This window comes from Corynebacterium guaraldiae (assembly GCF_053480195.1).
The window spans coordinates 154,431-168,766 of sequence record NZ_JBRBAU010000005.1 but is presented as its reverse complement, the minus strand read 5'-3'; the positions used below and the strand labels follow the sequence as shown (position 1 = coordinate 168,766).

Genomic DNA, 14,336 nt, shown 5'->3' with positions numbered 1-14,336 from the left:
GAAGCCTGTTTTAAGATGAGGTTTCATTTGAGGTCCCCCAAAGACGATGGGGTTGATAGGCCAGACCTGGACGCACCGCAAGGTGTGAAGGCTACTGGTACTAATAGACCAAAACAAACACACACACACACCCATTCTTTAGGATGTGTCAACAACAAACACGATAAATAATAATCACTGCCGTGTTCGCGTCCACTACACAGTATCTGACACAACACCAGCAACTAGACGTTGCCCCGAGTGTTTGTCGGTGGCCTATAGCAGCAGGGAAACGCCCGGTACCCATTCCGAACCCGGAAGCTAAGCCTGCTAACGCTGATGGTACTGCAACCGGGAGGTTGTGGGAGAGTAAGAAACCGCCGACACCAAACAACAACAAACAACTCAATACAACAAAGAGAGACCGTTAAAGCACCATCATTGCTTTAACGGTCTCTTTTTCGTTTTGCCAGCACTACCGGCATGCGTTACCACGTCTGCACTTCCAGGTCTGAACAAATAGCTTTTTAGTGACCGAGTCATGAGGGCCCTCCTCGGCACCACGTCTGTCGATGCTGGGGTGAAGTTGTTCTGTTCGTCTTCCTTGGCAGGGTCAGTTACAGTAGAGGCTGTGGTTATTGGTGTTGTTCGCGCAGACTGTCAAAGTTGGGGGCGTTGCGTTTGACCGACAAGTTTGACCTGTGGGAACTTCCCTATGAGGGAAAGACCGTCTATGTCCTGCTTGCAGCACGGGGCAAAGTTTCTGCTCTGGCGGACTCAGAAAGTGCTGAAAGTCTTGCTACCTCGGATGAGATTCAGACGCGGGTTTCGCAGTGTCCTACACCCCGTGGATTGATGGATAAGGTGCCGGCTGCATGTCTGATACGTGAGGGGCAGGTTGTCTCCCGGGTGAAAGATATTGAGCATTCTTTGGTCTTGAGGGAGAGGCCGGCCCCAGGGTGGGAAGAGGACGGTCTGAGCCACTTCTTTGCGGACAAGACTGTAAATGTCTTTGAGCCCGATAGTCGTTCAGCGCGGGTAAGACTCGGTGATGACCTTAAGCGGATCGACTTTCTTCCGGTTGCCAACGAGTCAGCACGGAAGAGGCGCGTTGACTTAGCCACACATCCCCACCGCGCGGGCGCGTGGGAACTCAGTAAGAAGTTCGCATTGGCGGCGCTGTCCTTTGTTCTTTTGCTTTTCGGGCCGGCGATTCGTGACCGACTAGAACCAGTGATTGAACCCGTGGCTAAGCGCGTTTCGGACCTGCATAGCCGGGGTGAGTTTTACGGCATGGTGTTTGAGTTCTTCCAGATTGACCATGTGATTGATTTTGCGGCGTCTCTGTTCAGTCCGATTGGCGCTGTCGTCGTTCCGGTCGCTGGCTTGGTGGTGGCCTACGTTGCCGGGTGGAAGGGCGCGCGGGACACGGGCACCTGGTGGGAGGCGGCCGGGCGTCCGCTTGGAAATGAACGCGAGATCCCGGCCTTCGAAAGGTAGGTCGAAGGCCATTGACAATGGTTAAATGTTCCTAATTACGGGCTCAATAAATGGTGGGTTTCAAGCGGTAGTTGAGAGGAGAATTCTCGGGGTCTGGCTGTTAATGGATCAACAAAAGAAATGTGTGTCGCCGTCAGGTGCATGGGAATCCGCATGTCTTCGGCCTCTGCAGGGAAAATGACCGGGTATATGGGGTCACCAATAATAGGGATGCCCGCCTGAAGCATGTGTAGCCGGAGCTGATGAGTCTTGCCGGTCTGTGGCTTGAGAGTGTACTTCGCTATCTCGGGAAGTGAACCGTGGATGGCTTCGTACGGTGCCTTATCTACTGGTTCCACGCCGCCGACCTCGGTGATGGCGTTGACTTCGCCCTCGACGATGCGACCTTGCAATTCCCCTGGGGTCTTCTCCATACGGGAGCGCCAGACGGTGCCGGGGGAGACGTCGGCAAGCGGGGCGATGGCTTCGTAAGTCTTGGTGACGCGGCGCTCGGCGAAGAGCGTTTGGTAGGCGCCCCGAACGGTGCGGTCCTTGGTGAAGACGAGTATGCCCGAGGTAAGCCGGTCCAGGCGATGCGCGGGGGAAAGCTCGTTGTTGCCTGTCATTCGGCGAAGGCGAACGGTGGCAGTCTCCGTGATGTGGCGGGCGCGAGGCATCGTAGCCATGAAGGGCGGCTTGTCGACGACCAAGAGGTGCTCGTCTTCGTGCAGGATTGGGATGTCGTATGGGACGGGTGTTTCGGGAGCCGGCATGCGGTAGAAGTACACCATCGCGTTGGTGGCGAGGGTGCTGTCGGGACTAAGCGGGGTGCCGTCTTGGGATACAACCTCGTTCGCTGTGAAGCGGGCTTGGAGGGCCGAGTCGTTGTCGTCGGGGTGGCGGTGACGTTGGGTCACGATGAGGTCGTGCACAAAGTCCCACGCGGTGATGGGGCCTTCGACAACGCGGGCGTGAGTGGGGTTTAGTCCATCGCGGATAGGAAGTGGTGTTGCGCCACGCCCTTTTTGCGATATTCTTTGCCCCATGGATTTCAACTCTATTCTCGCGCCCGTCATCGATTTCTTCTCTAATGGTATCGGTGCCGTCATTCGTGATATTGCTGTGGCTGCCTACAACATTCTTTTCCCAGCGAATGCTGATGCCGCTACCGCCCCACAGGTCGGCCAGTAGGTATTAGACTGGAGGTGTAAGCACTTCGAAAGGAAAGGTCATGGCAAAGGAAGACATTGTCGTCGTCGCCGTTGATGGTTCGGAAGCGTCGAAGAACGCCGTCCGCTGGGCTGCAAATACTGCGGTGAAACGGGGTATCCCGCTACGTATCGCATCGAGTTACACGATGCCGCAGTTCCTCTACGCCGAAGGCATGGTCCCGCCGAAGGAGCTTTTTGATGACCTCCAGGCAGAGACCTTAGAGAAGATCGAGGAGGCCCGCGCCGAGGCTCACAAGATTGCCCCGGATTTGAAGATTGGCCACACCGTGGCTGAGGGTTCCCCGATCGACATGCTGCTGGAGATGTCCAAGGACGTCACCATGATTGTCATGGGTTCCCGCGGCATGGGCGGCCTGTCCGGCATGGTCATGGGCTCGGTATCTGCATCTGTGGTCTCCCACGCATCCTGCCCGGTGGTCGTGGTCCGTGAGGATAACCACGTCACCGAATCCACGAAGTACGGTCCCGTTGTTATCGGTGTCGATGGTTCCGAGGTCTCCCAGAAGGCAACCGATTACGCCTTCAAGGAAGCAGATGCCCGCGGCGCTGAACTCATCGCCGTTCACACCTGGATGGACATGCAGGTTCAAGCTTCCCTGGCTGGGCTTTCAGCAGCCCAAGCGGAGTGGGCCGAGGTCGAGAAGGAGCAAGCAGAACTGCTGACCGAACGCCTCGCGGAGTTCCAGGAGAAGTACCCGGACGTGCAGGTTAAGAAGGTTATCGCCCGTGACCGCCCGGTCCGTGCACTCTCGGAGGCCTCCGAAGGTGCGCAGCTGCTCGTTGTGGGCTCCCACGGTCGCGGTGGCTTCAAGGGCATGCTCTTGGGCTCTACCTCCCGCGCACTGCTGCAGTCCGCGCCGTGCCCGATGATGGTGGTTCGACCAGACTCGGAGTAACCATCGCATAACCTCGCTATAACGATTCGGGCCCTTTTATTGGATAAGTGGTGTGCCCGAGTCGTTTTGGTGTTTTAACGCGTACGGTGGGAGGGTACGTAGATAAACGCTATTTACTGTTATTCAAAGGAGTGAGTGTCATGGGACTCGGTCTCGGTTTCTTTGGTTCGATTGTTGTTGGCATCATTGCCGGCTGGCTCGCTGAGAAGATTATGAAGCGTGACCAGGGGCTGTTCACCAACCTCATCGTTGGTGTTATCGGCGGCCTCATCGGTGGCGGATTGCTAGCGCTCTTCAACAAGAGCGTCGGCGATAGCTGGTTCCTGATGATCATTACGGCAACGGTCGGTGCATGTATCTTGCTGTGGATCGTGGGAGCCATTACGGGCCGCAAGAAGTAAAAATTCGCATACATACCGGTTTGTCTATATTGTATAGATGAACCGGTTTTGTCATGTGAGGAGAAGAAATGGCCGAAAAGAAGTCGCGTCGCAACCGCCCGAGCCCGCGGAGCCGACTACTTGAATCCGCCACGCGGCTCTTTACCACCGAGGGCATCCGCGTTATCGGCATTGACCGTATCCTGCGCGAGGCCGACGTGGCGAAGGCGTCGCTCTACTCCCTTTTCGGCTCCAAGGATGCCCTCGTTATCGCCTACGTCGAGGCCCTCGATGAGGAATACCGCGCTGATTGGCAGAGGCGCACCGAGGACGCGACCGATCCGGAGAGCAAGATCCTCGCCTTCTTCGACAAGGCCATCGAGGAACAACCCTCCATGGAGTTCCGGGGCTCGCACTTCCTCAACGCGGCCGGTGAATACCCGCGTCCAGAGACGGATGCCGAGCGGGGCATCGTGGCGGCATGCGTCGATCACCGCACATGGATGCATTCCACGATCACTGCCCTGCTCAACGCCAAGAATGGCTACCCCTCAGAGGAGCAGGCGAGCCAAATCCTCATTTTCCTCGATGGCGGGCTCGCCGGCGCCCGCCTGACCCGCGACGTCGCCCCGCTGGTAACCGCGAAGCAGCTGGCTATTCAGCTTCTCTCGGCGCCTCCTGCTGACTATTCGATTTAACAATTTTGCGTGCCTCCGCCACGATGGCCGAGTGGCGTTTGCGGGCAGCAGCAACCTCCTCTTTGTGGGCAGGGTCTTCCTTAAGGCGCTGTTTAGCGGCTTTCTTCTCTTTCTTCTTTTCCTTAGCCCGCCACCGCCGGATGCTGTCGCGCCGCTGTTCGTGGACGGCCTCCGGTAGGGGATAGCGACGGTGCAGGATCAATTCATATACCAAGGTCTGTAGCAGGGTAAAGAGGTAGGAGCAGCCCCAGTAGAAGATGATGGTCACGGGGATGGGGCCATGCCAAGCCACTTTCCACAGCATCCAGGGGATGAGAACCACCATGAGCGCCATGAACCACAGCAAGCGGCGCGGAATCTTCTGATCGAAGACCGTGGTAAGAAAGCCACGGTAGAGCGTGATGAGCGTGTTGAGGGAGGTGAACACGAGAGCCGCCACGAGCATCGGTAGGACCAAGTCGTGATGCTCGCGCGCGAAATCGGTGAGGGGGACGCCGAAGACGGTGGAGGTGCGGAAGGAGGAGACGTCGCCAAGCGTGAGCATCCCCACCGGTTCATTCGCGGAGCCTGACACCCGAAGAACCACCTGGTAGAGGCCAATGAAAGCCGGGATGATGAGGAAGGCGGGGAAACAACCCACCAGCGGGTTGTGCTGGAAGCGCTCCTTGAGCTCGCGTTGCTGGGTGAGGATGTCGACAGCCTCATCGACCGAATCGGCCTGCGTGAGGTGTTCATTGAGTTCGGTCATCTCCGGGCGCATGAGGGCGCCGATGCGGCCCTGTTTCACGGAGAGCCAATTCAGCGGAGCGATGATGCCGCGGACCGTGAGCACGAGGAAGACGATGGTGAGGATCCACGCAGTCGAGCCGTCAAGGAAGGAACCAAAAAGCAAGTGCCACAGTTTCATGATTCCGGAGACCGGGTACATGAAGATGTTGATCATCGCCTACTCCTCTTTCTGCAGGGTGATGGGGCACTTATACGTTACCGGGAGGCTAAGGTATGGGTATGCCCCACCCCACCGCGCGCACTCGGCCGACCGTAGGGACCGTCATCGGTGAGCTTATGCTGACGGCCGGCGTGCTTCTGCTCCTCTTCGCCTTTTATGAGTCCTATTGGACAAATATCGAGTCTGGTCACAAGCAGGACCAAGCCAACGAGACGCTGCAGGAAGAATGGCACAACCCACGCGGAGCGGGCCATGCCCCGAAGCTCGGTGAGGCCTTTGCACGCCTTTATATCCCGGCCTTCGGCTCGGACTTCGCGTTCGCGGTTCTCGAAGGAACCGACGAAGACGATTTGTTGCGCGGGCCGGGGCACTATACCGACACGCAGATGCCTGGTGAGCCGGGCAATTTCGCGGTAGCCGGGCACCGTGTGGGCAAGGGCGCTCCCTTCAATGACCTGGGAAACCTGCAGACCTGCGATGCCATCGTCATCGAAACCGCGACTGACTGGATTACCTACCGCGTGCTGCCTATCGAAGGGGCTGCGGGGGACTGCTTCAGCCCAGAGCAGCAAGCCAAGCCGGAATACCAAGCTGTTCAGGGGCGCCATATCACCCTGCCGGGTGATGTGAGCGTGCTCCAGCCTGTTCCCGGGATGGAAGGGGCTGAGCCCAGCGAATCCCTGCTCACCCTCACCACCTGCCACCCGCAGTTCTCCAATGCAGAGCGCATGATCATTCACGCGATGGAGACTGACCGCGAGGCTAAAGCACCCGGAGCAGATGACAATGCCCGCCCCGCCGTCTTGGAGGAGAACTAATGTATCGCGCACTTTGGAACCTGTTGCCCGGCCCCACCGCGGTCAAGGCGTTGTTGGCTCTGGCCCTCGCCGTGGGGGTTTTCTTCCTGCTCATGGAGGTGATTTTCCCCTGGGTAGCGGCGCAGATGCCCTATAATGACGTCGCCGTTTAGGCGTTAGTCGCTGTTTAGACCATTAAATGCTTAGGTCGTTACTGTGCTTAGGTCGTTACAGACCTAAGCGGTTGATTGCTTCCTGCGCTATGAGCTGGGGCTTGAGGGTCTGCAGCTGATTCGACCACACCACCACGGCGTGGTTGTCCTTCTGGACGGCAAAGACCGTGTGATCCTCAAAGACGCCGCGCCCGCCGGACCAACCATCGAATTCGGCGAGCTCCGTATCTTCAACCGGTGCGGCCCAATCCACGACCGCGCGCGCCTCGTCGACGCTGGGCATCTGCCGGGCTAGGACGGTAACCTGTGGTTCCTCGGGGTAGGACCAGAACACGCAGGCAGGGGTGCTAAAGCGCTTGTCGATGCCCCACCGGGTCATCCTCTGCCCATTCGTATCGGCCACCCACTGCGTGTCCAGGTAGGGGCAGTCTTCCCAGTCACTGACCTCGGCGGTAGCGTCCATGGGCAGGCCATCGCCTGAGTTTGTGTCGGACGCGGGGCTGGAGGCCTCGGTGCTGGGGGCGGGGTCGGCTGCATCCGAACACCCCACCGCGGCAAAGCCTATGCCGATCAGGCAGGCGGCGAGCGGGGGAAGTAGGCTGTGGCGCATGACGTCCACACTAGACCAGCGCTCGGTTGAATCGGATGCACTGCGCAACGGTATCCACGTCCTGACGGCGACGCTGCTGGTGGTGGCGATATTTATGACGGTGCGCCTGCCGCTGTGGCAGGGCGTGCTCAATCTGCTGCTGTTGGTCTCCTTCGCGGTGGTGTACTTCGGGGGCTCGGCCTATATGGAGACCCTGCCGCGCATCGCGCGCTATGGCTGGATGGTTATCCTCACGGTCCTGTGGCTAGCGGATATAGCGGTGGCGCCCGCGGCCATCTACCTCGTGTTCTCTCTGTATTTTGTCTACCTCTACGTGCTGGAGATGATCCCCGGCATCATCTGCGTGCTCGCGGCCACGGCGGTGACCATCCTGGTGCAAGTACCGGGCGGGCTCTCCTTCGGCGGCATCATGGGCCCGGCGGTATCGGCCTTGGTGACGATTGCTATTACCTATGCCTTCCGGGCGTTGAGCCGCATGAACCAGGAGTTGATGAAGACCCGTTCCCAGCTCGTGGAGTCCGAGCGCACGGCCGGCATGACCGCTGAGCGCCAGCGCATCGCCCACGAAATCCACGACACGCTGGCACAGGGCTTGTCCTCCATTCAGATGCTTTTGCATGCCGCTGACCGCGATCTCGCACAGGAGGACATCCCCAAGGTGCAGGAACGCATCGAACTGGCTCGGCGAACAGCGGCGGATAACCTCCACGAAGCGCGTGCGATGATCGCGGCGTTGCAGCCGGCGGCGTTGTCCGAAACCTCCTTGGGGGCGGCCATGACAAGGATGGCCGAGAATTTTGCGGCGACCGGTGGCCTCGACGTCTCAGTGGACGTAGAAGGCGATGCGCAACAGCTACCCATGAAGGTGGAGGCCGCGTTGCTGCGGATTGCGCAGGGAGCGGTGGGGAACGTCGTCAAGCATGCCCACGCCACGAAGGCTCGGGTGACCGTGACGTATGCGCCGGACGAGGTGCGCGTGGATGTGGTGGATAACGGCCAGGGCTTTGATGTGGAAGCGGTGGAAAATAAACCGGCGGGGCTGGGCCACATTGGTCTATCCGCCATGCGCCGGCGCGCGGCGGAACTCGGCGGCGAGGTCGTGGTTGAATCCACGCCGGGAACTGGCACGGCGGTCTCAGTTAGTGTGCCCTTAAACAACGATGTAGATTAGGAAATTGTCCACACCGTACCAATGAGGAGGAAGCCCGTGATTAGGGTCTTGCTTGCCGACGACCATGAGATCGTGCGCCTAGGTTTACGCTCGGTGCTCGAGGGGGCTGAGGACATCGAGGTTGTGGGCGAAGTCGCTACGGCCGAAGCCGCTGTGTCCGCAGCCCAAGCGGGTGGCATCGATGTTCTCCTCATGGACCTGCGTTTTGGTGCGGGGATCGAGGGCACACGCGTCATGGGTGGTGCGGAAGCGACCGCCGCTATCCGCTACTCCATGGAGAATCCCCCCAAGGTGCTCGTGGTGACCAATTACGACACCGACGCGGATATCCTCGGCGCAATTGAGGCAGGCGCAGTGGGCTACCTGCTCAAGGACGCGCCGCCGGTAGAGCTGCTCGCGGCGGTGCGCTCGGCGGCGGAAGGTGATTCGGCGCTCTCGCCCGTGGTTGCTGACAAACTGATGACCCGCGTGCGTACGCCGCGCACCTCGCTCACCCCGCGCGAGCTCGAGGTACTGAAGCTGGTCGCGGCGGGTTCCTCAAACCGTGAGATCGGGGTGGAGCTGATGCTGTCGGAGGCGACGGTGAAATCTCACCTGGTCCACATCTATGACAAATTGGGCGTGCGCTCCCGCACCTCCGCCGTGGCGGCAGCACGCGAGCAGGGCGTTCTTTAGAGGTTGTTGGCGTCGCGGTACGCCAAGATGACGTCGTTGGGGATCTTGCCGCGCTCGGCCACCTCGTAGCCGTGCTTGGCGGCCCAAGCGCGGACATCGGCCGGCTTGTAGCGGCGAGTGTCCTTCTTGACCGGGTGGCGGGCAGCCTTCACGAAAGGCTCCAGGGCGGCGTGGAACTTGTCAGCATTCTCCTGCGAGACGTCGAGGAGGTAATCCTTACCGTCAACGCTGAAGCGGATAACGATCACTTCATCTTCATTGAGGGGCGAATTATCAATATCGTCAAAAAACTGGGTGATTTCGCGGCGTGCCATGTTTCTCCATTCGAGCTCTAAACTGATTCTCCCGCTATTAACTATAGAACGAAAACAAATTCCGTGACAGCGTTAATATGCATTGCCAAAAAGGGGTTTTGAGCGCGAAAGAATAAGCCTTCGGGTCGCTTATCCTCCACCGTCTAAAAGCGGGGAAGGCAGCGGCCCGAAGGCGTAGAGAATCCGTGCGAGCGGCTATGCGCGCAGCTTGGACTGGATCTCGTCGTTGAGCGAGTCGATCTCACCGGAGATGGAGCGGTGCGCGCGCTGGCGCTGCTGATCGGTCATGTACTCGGCATTGTCGATCGCAGAATCAAGCTCGTTGAGGCGCTCCTTGACGTCGCGCTTGAAACCGGCGGGAAGCTGCGCATCCTTCAGCGAATTGCGGATACCGGCGGTGCGGGCCTTGAGCGGTGCGCCGTGGCCGGAGAAGGAGGCCAGCTGCTCGGCGCTGACGCCGGCCTTCTGCGCGCGCTTCTTCTCAACCTCGCGCTGGGCAACGGTGATGCCGCGGTAAAGGAGAGGCAAAAGAAGGGGTGCTGCGGTGCGCAGGGCGCCGGTATAACGCTTGACATTGTTCTTATTAAAGCGGCCTTCCTTAATGCGCTCGAGTTCCTTCTTGGCCATCTTGTATTCGTGCTTGCGGCGCTTCTTGAGGCCCTTTTCCTCGGACTTGATAAGCGCCTTTTCCTGACGGGCCAATAGCTTTTGCTGGCGGTGCTTGGCCTTATCCGCGGCCTTTACCTCTGCCTTTGCGCGGGTTTTGGCAGCCTTGATCTCGGCGCGGGCCTCACGGCGGGCCTTGCGGATCTTCTTCATAATGCCCATTGAAACGTCCTTAAAAAATCTATCTTTAGGGTCTCGCTACAACTCTAGCAAGGTGGTCTACTAAGCTCACCTGCTGTGAAGGATGTGCTCGTCGCCACGGATCTCGTGGGCTGCCGTTATCGCTTGGTGCAGCGCCGCGCGCATCCCGAGATCCCGCGCACCGCGGTGAGCCAAGCTCGGGCGGAGCGTCACGCCGCGGCTATCGATGCCGCGCTCGCTCGCCTTCCCAAGAAGGGGCCTGGCCGTTTCCGCCGGATCGATCTGGAGGGGGATGATTTCGAGCGGGCGCTTGCTACGCTGGAGGCCCTAGCTCACGGTTACACACACATCACCAACGCCGTCTTTTCCACGTCGGAGTGGATGGTGCGCGTGGAGCTTCTGGTGCGGGATGGTGATAAGTACAGTCCCGTTATCGTCTCGGATCACCGCGTGGCCCGCCCACACGAGGGTGCGCGAACGCTGGTTGTCCCCACGCATCGTTTGGGGTTGAGTGAGCCGCTCCCGGCGAAATACAAGATTAAGCATCATGCCGTCGATGGTTACCGTCTAGCCTTGGCCGCGCGGGGTTTGGAGGACGTCGGTCTGAATTCTGGCAGGGGTGCGGCGATTGGACAGGACCGCAGCCAAGCTTTTGTCACGGATACCTCGCGCTTCGGCATCGATGAGGCGCTCGTACAGCCGCTTCCCGCTGGGCCGCGCCGCGTCAAAGAGTGCGCCTCCTGCCGCTTTTGGCCCTTGTGTAAGCAAGAGCTGGAGGCCCGGGATGATATCTCCCTCTTCTTGCCGGGCGACCGCGCTAACCCCTACCGCGAGCGCGGCATCACGACGGTGCAGGGGCTTATCGACGCCTCCCTCGGCGCTCCTTCCGCCCTCGCTGCTGCGTGGCGCGAGGGCATCCCACTGTTGCGCCGCGGCCGCATCAGCGTTCCCCGCGCGGATGTGGAAGTCGACGTCGATATGGAGGCCTACCTGGATCAAGGTGCCTACCTGTGGGGCGCGCTCCTGGACGGCGAGTACCACCCCTTTGTGACCTGGGATCCGCTGGGAGGGCGGGCCGAGGCGGAGAATTTCGCCGAGTTTTGGGAGTGGCTCATGGGGGTGCGCGCTGACGCGCATGCGGCGGGCAAGACCTTCGCGGCCTATTGCTACTCCGCCCACGGCGAAAACCATTGGATGCGCAGGTCCGCCCAGCGCTTTTCCTCCCCGGGCCTGCAGGAAGTTGAAGAGTTTATCTCCTCAGAGGAATGGGTGGACATGTTCGTCCACGTCAAGCGCAGTTTCGCTGGTACTGCGGGCCTGGGGCTGAAAACCGTGGCGCCCGTCGCTGGCTTTGAATGGCCGGAAGAGTTCGATGGCGAGGAATCCGTCAATGCCCGCCGCGCCGCCCTCGCCGGTGACACGGACGCGCGTGCGCAGATTCTGCGCTATAACGCCGGCGATGTGCGCGCGACCCATGCCGTCCGCGAGTGGATGTCTCACGGCGCGCCGGGAGTGCCATCCCTCGAGCCCTAGCTTCTCCCTGCCCTCCCGTGTGCAAGTCCCCAGACCTGAAACCCGCAACCTGCCCAGGTAGGCGTCGCCAAGCGCTTGCCGACGCCCCACCACCCACCCCAGGAGGTTGCGGGTTTCAGGTCTGGGGATCTACAGGATGAGGCTGAGTCCGCCGAGGATGATGAGCACCGCAAGGGCCACCCACACCTGGTCCCAGTCCGTGGTGGTCGTGGGCGCTGGGCCTTCGGCCTTCTTGAGGAGCACGGCTTTCTGAGCCTTGACCGCGCGAGCGGTGAGTACAGGGATGATGGCCATGGAACCGAGGCAGAGCAGGGAGGCGGCAACCATGGTGAGGGAACTGGAGGTGGCTAGCCACAGGGCAAGCCCGCCGTTGATGAAGACCGAGCGCCCCAGCCCCCAGCGGTTGTATTCGCGCAGGCCCGCCCGCACCGCTGAAGGGCCGCCGCCCATCGTGGTGGGCAGCATATAGCCCATGACGCCGATGAGCAGTTGGGCGCCAAACCCTACGACGAGCGCGAGCATGGGAATCTGTGGCTCGCTAGAGAAGAAATGCTGGGTGGTGTAATACACCAGACTGCCGAGCAACCAGAAGCAGGAAAAGAGCACAGATAGCGCCGGGAAGGTGATGCGCCTGCGTGGTTCTCGGAACACGGTGAGAGCATTGAGCAGCCAGCTCTGCAGGCTGAGCGCCCAGCCGACGCAGTAGACGATCAGACCCGCTTGCGGTACATTCCACGCGCTGCCGATCACGGTGGTCACCACGCCCAGCGCCAGCAGCGTGAAGCTTAGGCTCATGTGTGGGTTGATTCCCTTGGTGCGCCAGATAGATGGGAACAAGATGGTGAGTGAACCGGCGGCTGCGAGGCCGACGAAACCGCCGATGTTGGCGGCAACGTGTGCAATGAGCAGGCGCGGATGGGAGGGGTGTGTGGCGAGGAATGCGCCAAGAGTAGCGCCCACGGCAAGGAAGAAGGCCGAGGCCACATAAGCTGCGACGACGGGGCGGAATCGTTTGGATTCCGCGCGGCGCCACAAAGCAAAGAGGGCCAACCCATGCCAGGACACCGCAAGAGCGACAAGCGTGGCACCTATCTGTGTGAGCACCCAGTGGTGGCCCCAATATTCACTGAGGATTTGGCCCACGAGGGTGAGGATAACGCCGGCATTCTGCAGATAAATCCGCGCGAGCTGGCGAGGGCGGGCGGACATCGGAACTTTGAGCTGCACGAACTTTTCGGTGAGGTGCTGGGACCACACCACGATGCTGTTGCTGAGGATGCCCAGCGCGAAGAGGTGGATGAGGACCCACCGGTAGTTTAGGATAAGGGTGTGGGTTGCGCCGGCGAGAAGAAAAACCATCATCCACAGGCTGACCGGGCGGGATGCTTTCCTATGCCATGTGCGCGGCGACCACTTATCCATAAAACACGAGTTTATCCGGTTTTTCTCACAACCCAACTCAATACTGCGATGCCCGCGGCGAGGGCGGTGTAGACGGCGATGAAGCCGGTCCACGACAAGGAATCAAAGAGCACGCCGGCCAGCGCGCCCAGGATGGAGCTGCCCAGGTAATAGAAGAAGACATAGAGGCTGGAGGCCTCCGCGCGGTCGTGAGTAGCGATATGCCCCACCCACCCCGAGGCCGTGGAGTGCGCGGCAAAGAAGCCGATGGTGAATAACACGATGCCGAGCAGGGTGGGGATTAAAGAGCCCATGCATAGCGCGATGCCCACGGCAAAAAGCAGGCACGATAGGAGCAGCGTGTTGGCGTGGCCTACTTGCGAGACCAGCCGGCCGGCGCGCGCCGAGGACCACGTGCCGGTGAGGTAGAAGAGGAAGACCAAGCCGGCCAAACCGGGCGCGAGGTGGAAGTGATTGATGAGCCTAAATGCCAGGAAGTTATAGAGGGACACGAAGGTGCCCATGGCCACGAAGGCCACGATGAATAAGGGGATGAGGCGGGTATCCCGGGCATGGCGGAAGATAGCGCGCAGTTCCGAGCGGAAGTGGATTTCCTTTGGGGTGAAATTCTGCTGGTAGGGCAGCAAGATTGCCGCGATGATGGCGAGGATGAGCGTGACCAGGCTGGAGCCGGCCAGGGCCCAGCGCCAGGAGGTGAGCTCGAGAAGCCCGGTGGGGATGAGGCGGCCGGTCAGCCCGCCGATGGTGGTGCCGGCGATGTACAGCCCCATGGCGCGGGCGACGTAGGAGCTTTCGAGTTCCTCCGAAATCCAGGCCATGGCGGTAGCGGGTGCGCCGGCGATGACCGCTCCCTGGAGCGCGCGGGTGGCGATGAGGATCTCTGGATTGGGGGCAAGCGGCACGAGCATGCCGATGAGCGTGGCCGCGATGGTGGAAACAAGCAGCAGTTTTCCGCGGCCGATGCGCTCGGAGATGATGGACACGGGGATGACACAAATGGCCAGCGCACCGGTGGCCGCGGAGATGGTCATGGCGGCTTCGGTGGGGGACATGCCCATGTCCTCCACCAAGGTGGGCAGCATGGCTTGGGTGGGATAGAGGCAAGAAAAAATTGCCAGGCCCACGAAGAGCATGGCAATGGTGGCGCGCCGCGTTCTGGTCATGCATCAAGCATGGCCTAGCGCGGATTATGTGTAAAATGTCCGAAAGTTACTTAAAGCA

17 protein-coding genes and 2 rRNA genes are annotated in these 14,336 nt (G+C 60.3%); 12 read left to right on the top strand and 7 right to left on the bottom strand.

The genetic code is table 11. The features are described from left to right. From ACUY3D_RS05765 to ACUY3D_RS05755, 3 genes are all read left to right on the top strand, one after another. Nucleotides 1-125, top strand: a 23S ribosomal RNA gene (locus ACUY3D_RS05765); the annotation flags it as partial. A 121-nt stretch (nucleotides 126-246) separates the two neighbouring features. Next, nucleotides 247-365 (top strand): 5S ribosomal RNA (gene rrf / locus ACUY3D_RS05760). Between the two features lie 280 nt (nucleotides 366-645). Continuing rightward, nucleotides 646-1,479: a hypothetical protein gene (locus ACUY3D_RS05755; RefSeq protein ID WP_448240586.1), complete on the top strand. Its 834-nt coding sequence runs from the start codon at nucleotides 646-648 to the stop codon at nucleotides 1,477-1,479. A 35-nt stretch (nucleotides 1,480-1,514) separates the two neighbouring features. Here the strand turns inward: ACUY3D_RS05755 and ACUY3D_RS05750 are convergent, their stop codons facing one another. Further along, a complete protein-coding gene (locus tag ACUY3D_RS05750) occupies nucleotides 1,515-2,567 on the bottom strand; it encodes a pseudouridine synthase (protein ID WP_101736155.1) in 1,053 nt (350 codons plus the stop codon). Between ACUY3D_RS05750 and ACUY3D_RS05745 the strand changes: the two genes are divergently transcribed. The 4 genes from ACUY3D_RS05745 to ACUY3D_RS05730 all read left to right on the top strand — a co-directional run bounded on the left by ACUY3D_RS05745 (nucleotide 2,503) and on the right by ACUY3D_RS05730 (nucleotide 4,664). Then, nucleotides 2,503-2,649 (top strand): hypothetical protein, encoded by a 147-nt coding sequence (locus ACUY3D_RS05745; RefSeq protein ID WP_167595824.1) that lies wholly within the window; start codon nucleotides 2,503-2,505, stop codon nucleotides 2,647-2,649. The two genes, ACUY3D_RS05750 and ACUY3D_RS05745, sit on opposite strands and share 65 nt — an antisense overlap. 40 nt (nucleotides 2,650-2,689) lie before the next feature. Then, nucleotides 2,690-3,586, top strand: a complete 897-nt coding sequence (locus ACUY3D_RS05740; RefSeq protein ID WP_070523921.1) for a universal stress protein — start codon at nucleotides 2,690-2,692, stop codon at nucleotides 3,584-3,586. Between the two features lie 140 nt (nucleotides 3,587-3,726). Beyond that, nucleotides 3,727-3,987 (top strand): GlsB/YeaQ/YmgE family stress response membrane protein, encoded by a 261-nt coding sequence (locus ACUY3D_RS05735; protein ID WP_010188457.1) that lies wholly within the window; start codon nucleotides 3,727-3,729, stop codon nucleotides 3,985-3,987. Between the two features lie 68 nt (nucleotides 3,988-4,055). Beyond that, on the top strand, nucleotides 4,056-4,664 hold the full coding sequence (locus tag ACUY3D_RS05730) for a TetR/AcrR family transcriptional regulator (RefSeq protein WP_070523919.1): 609 nt from the start codon (nucleotides 4,056-4,058) through the stop codon (nucleotides 4,662-4,664). Here the strand turns inward: ACUY3D_RS05730 and yidC are convergent. Further along, on the bottom strand, nucleotides 4,621-5,607 hold the full coding sequence (yidC, locus tag ACUY3D_RS05725) for a membrane protein insertase YidC (RefSeq protein WP_070523917.1): 987 nt from the start codon (nucleotides 5,605-5,607) through the stop codon (nucleotides 4,621-4,623). The two genes, ACUY3D_RS05730 and yidC, sit on opposite strands and share 44 nt — an antisense overlap. Before the next feature lie 65 nt (nucleotides 5,608-5,672). On the opposite strand from yidC, the gene ACUY3D_RS05720 reads away from it, so the two are divergent. Both ACUY3D_RS05720 and ACUY3D_RS05715 read left to right on the top strand, forming a co-directional pair. After that, nucleotides 5,673-6,431 carry a class E sortase gene (locus tag ACUY3D_RS05720; RefSeq protein WP_070523915.1) on the top strand — a complete coding sequence of 253 codons (759 nt, stop codon included), beginning with the start codon at nucleotides 5,673-5,675 and terminating at the stop codon, nucleotides 6,429-6,431. Beyond that, nucleotides 6,431-6,583, top strand: a complete 153-nt coding sequence (locus ACUY3D_RS05715) for a hypothetical protein (RefSeq protein WP_167595825.1) — start codon at nucleotides 6,431-6,433, stop codon at nucleotides 6,581-6,583. The genes ACUY3D_RS05720 and ACUY3D_RS05715 overlap by 1 nt, the downstream gene beginning before the upstream one ends. Nucleotides 6,584-6,638: 55 nt before the next feature. Here ACUY3D_RS05715 and ACUY3D_RS05710 read toward each other — a convergent pair whose 3' ends face one another. Continuing rightward, nucleotides 6,639-7,193, bottom strand: a complete 555-nt coding sequence (locus ACUY3D_RS05710) for a DUF2020 domain-containing protein (RefSeq protein WP_070523913.1) — start codon at nucleotides 7,191-7,193, stop codon at nucleotides 6,639-6,641. On the opposite strand from ACUY3D_RS05710, the gene ACUY3D_RS05705 reads away from it, so the two are divergent. After that, nucleotides 7,192-8,364 (top strand): sensor histidine kinase, encoded by a 1,173-nt coding sequence (locus ACUY3D_RS05705; protein ID WP_448240581.1) that lies wholly within the window; start codon nucleotides 7,192-7,194, stop codon nucleotides 8,362-8,364. The two genes, ACUY3D_RS05710 and ACUY3D_RS05705, sit on opposite strands and share 2 nt — an antisense overlap. 36 nt (nucleotides 8,365-8,400) lie before the next feature. Continuing rightward, nucleotides 8,401-9,039, top strand: coding sequence for a LuxR C-terminal-related transcriptional regulator (locus ACUY3D_RS05700; RefSeq protein ID WP_010188464.1), 639 nt, complete (start codon nucleotides 8,401-8,403; stop codon nucleotides 9,037-9,039). Here the strand turns inward: ACUY3D_RS05700 and ACUY3D_RS05695 are convergent. Then, nucleotides 9,036-9,353 (bottom strand): histone-like nucleoid-structuring protein Lsr2, encoded by a 318-nt coding sequence (locus ACUY3D_RS05695; RefSeq protein ID WP_070523909.1) that lies wholly within the window; start codon nucleotides 9,351-9,353, stop codon nucleotides 9,036-9,038. The genes ACUY3D_RS05700 and ACUY3D_RS05695 overlap by 4 nt on opposite strands. Before the next feature lie 195 nt (nucleotides 9,354-9,548). Next, nucleotides 9,549-10,181 (bottom strand): DUF6474 family protein, encoded by a 633-nt coding sequence (locus tag ACUY3D_RS05690; RefSeq protein ID WP_144268952.1) that lies wholly within the window; start codon nucleotides 10,179-10,181, stop codon nucleotides 9,549-9,551. Between the two features lie 75 nt (nucleotides 10,182-10,256). Here ACUY3D_RS05690 and ACUY3D_RS05685 point away from each other — a divergent pair, with 75 nt between their 5' ends. After that, nucleotides 10,257-11,693 carry a TM0106 family RecB-like putative nuclease gene (locus tag ACUY3D_RS05685; RefSeq protein ID WP_193634808.1) on the top strand — a complete coding sequence of 479 codons (1,437 nt, stop codon included), beginning with the start codon at nucleotides 10,257-10,259 and terminating at the stop codon, nucleotides 11,691-11,693. Nucleotides 11,694-11,822: 129 nt separating this feature from the next. On the opposite strand, the gene ACUY3D_RS05680 is transcribed toward ACUY3D_RS05685, so the two are convergent. Together ACUY3D_RS05680 and ACUY3D_RS05675 are read right to left on the bottom strand one after the other, a co-directional pair. Beyond that, the gene (locus ACUY3D_RS05680; protein ID WP_448240577.1) at nucleotides 11,823-13,115 is read right to left on the bottom strand and encodes a copper oxidase; all 1,293 of its coding nucleotides are present in this window, start codon (nucleotides 13,113-13,115) and stop codon (nucleotides 11,823-11,825) included. Between the two features lie 11 nt (nucleotides 13,116-13,126). Continuing rightward, complete coding sequence (locus ACUY3D_RS05675) at nucleotides 13,127-14,278, bottom strand: MFS transporter (RefSeq protein ID WP_070523901.1); 1,152 nt, start codon at nucleotides 14,276-14,278, stop codon at nucleotides 13,127-13,129. Between the last annotated feature and the right edge of the window lie 58 nt (nucleotides 14,279-14,336).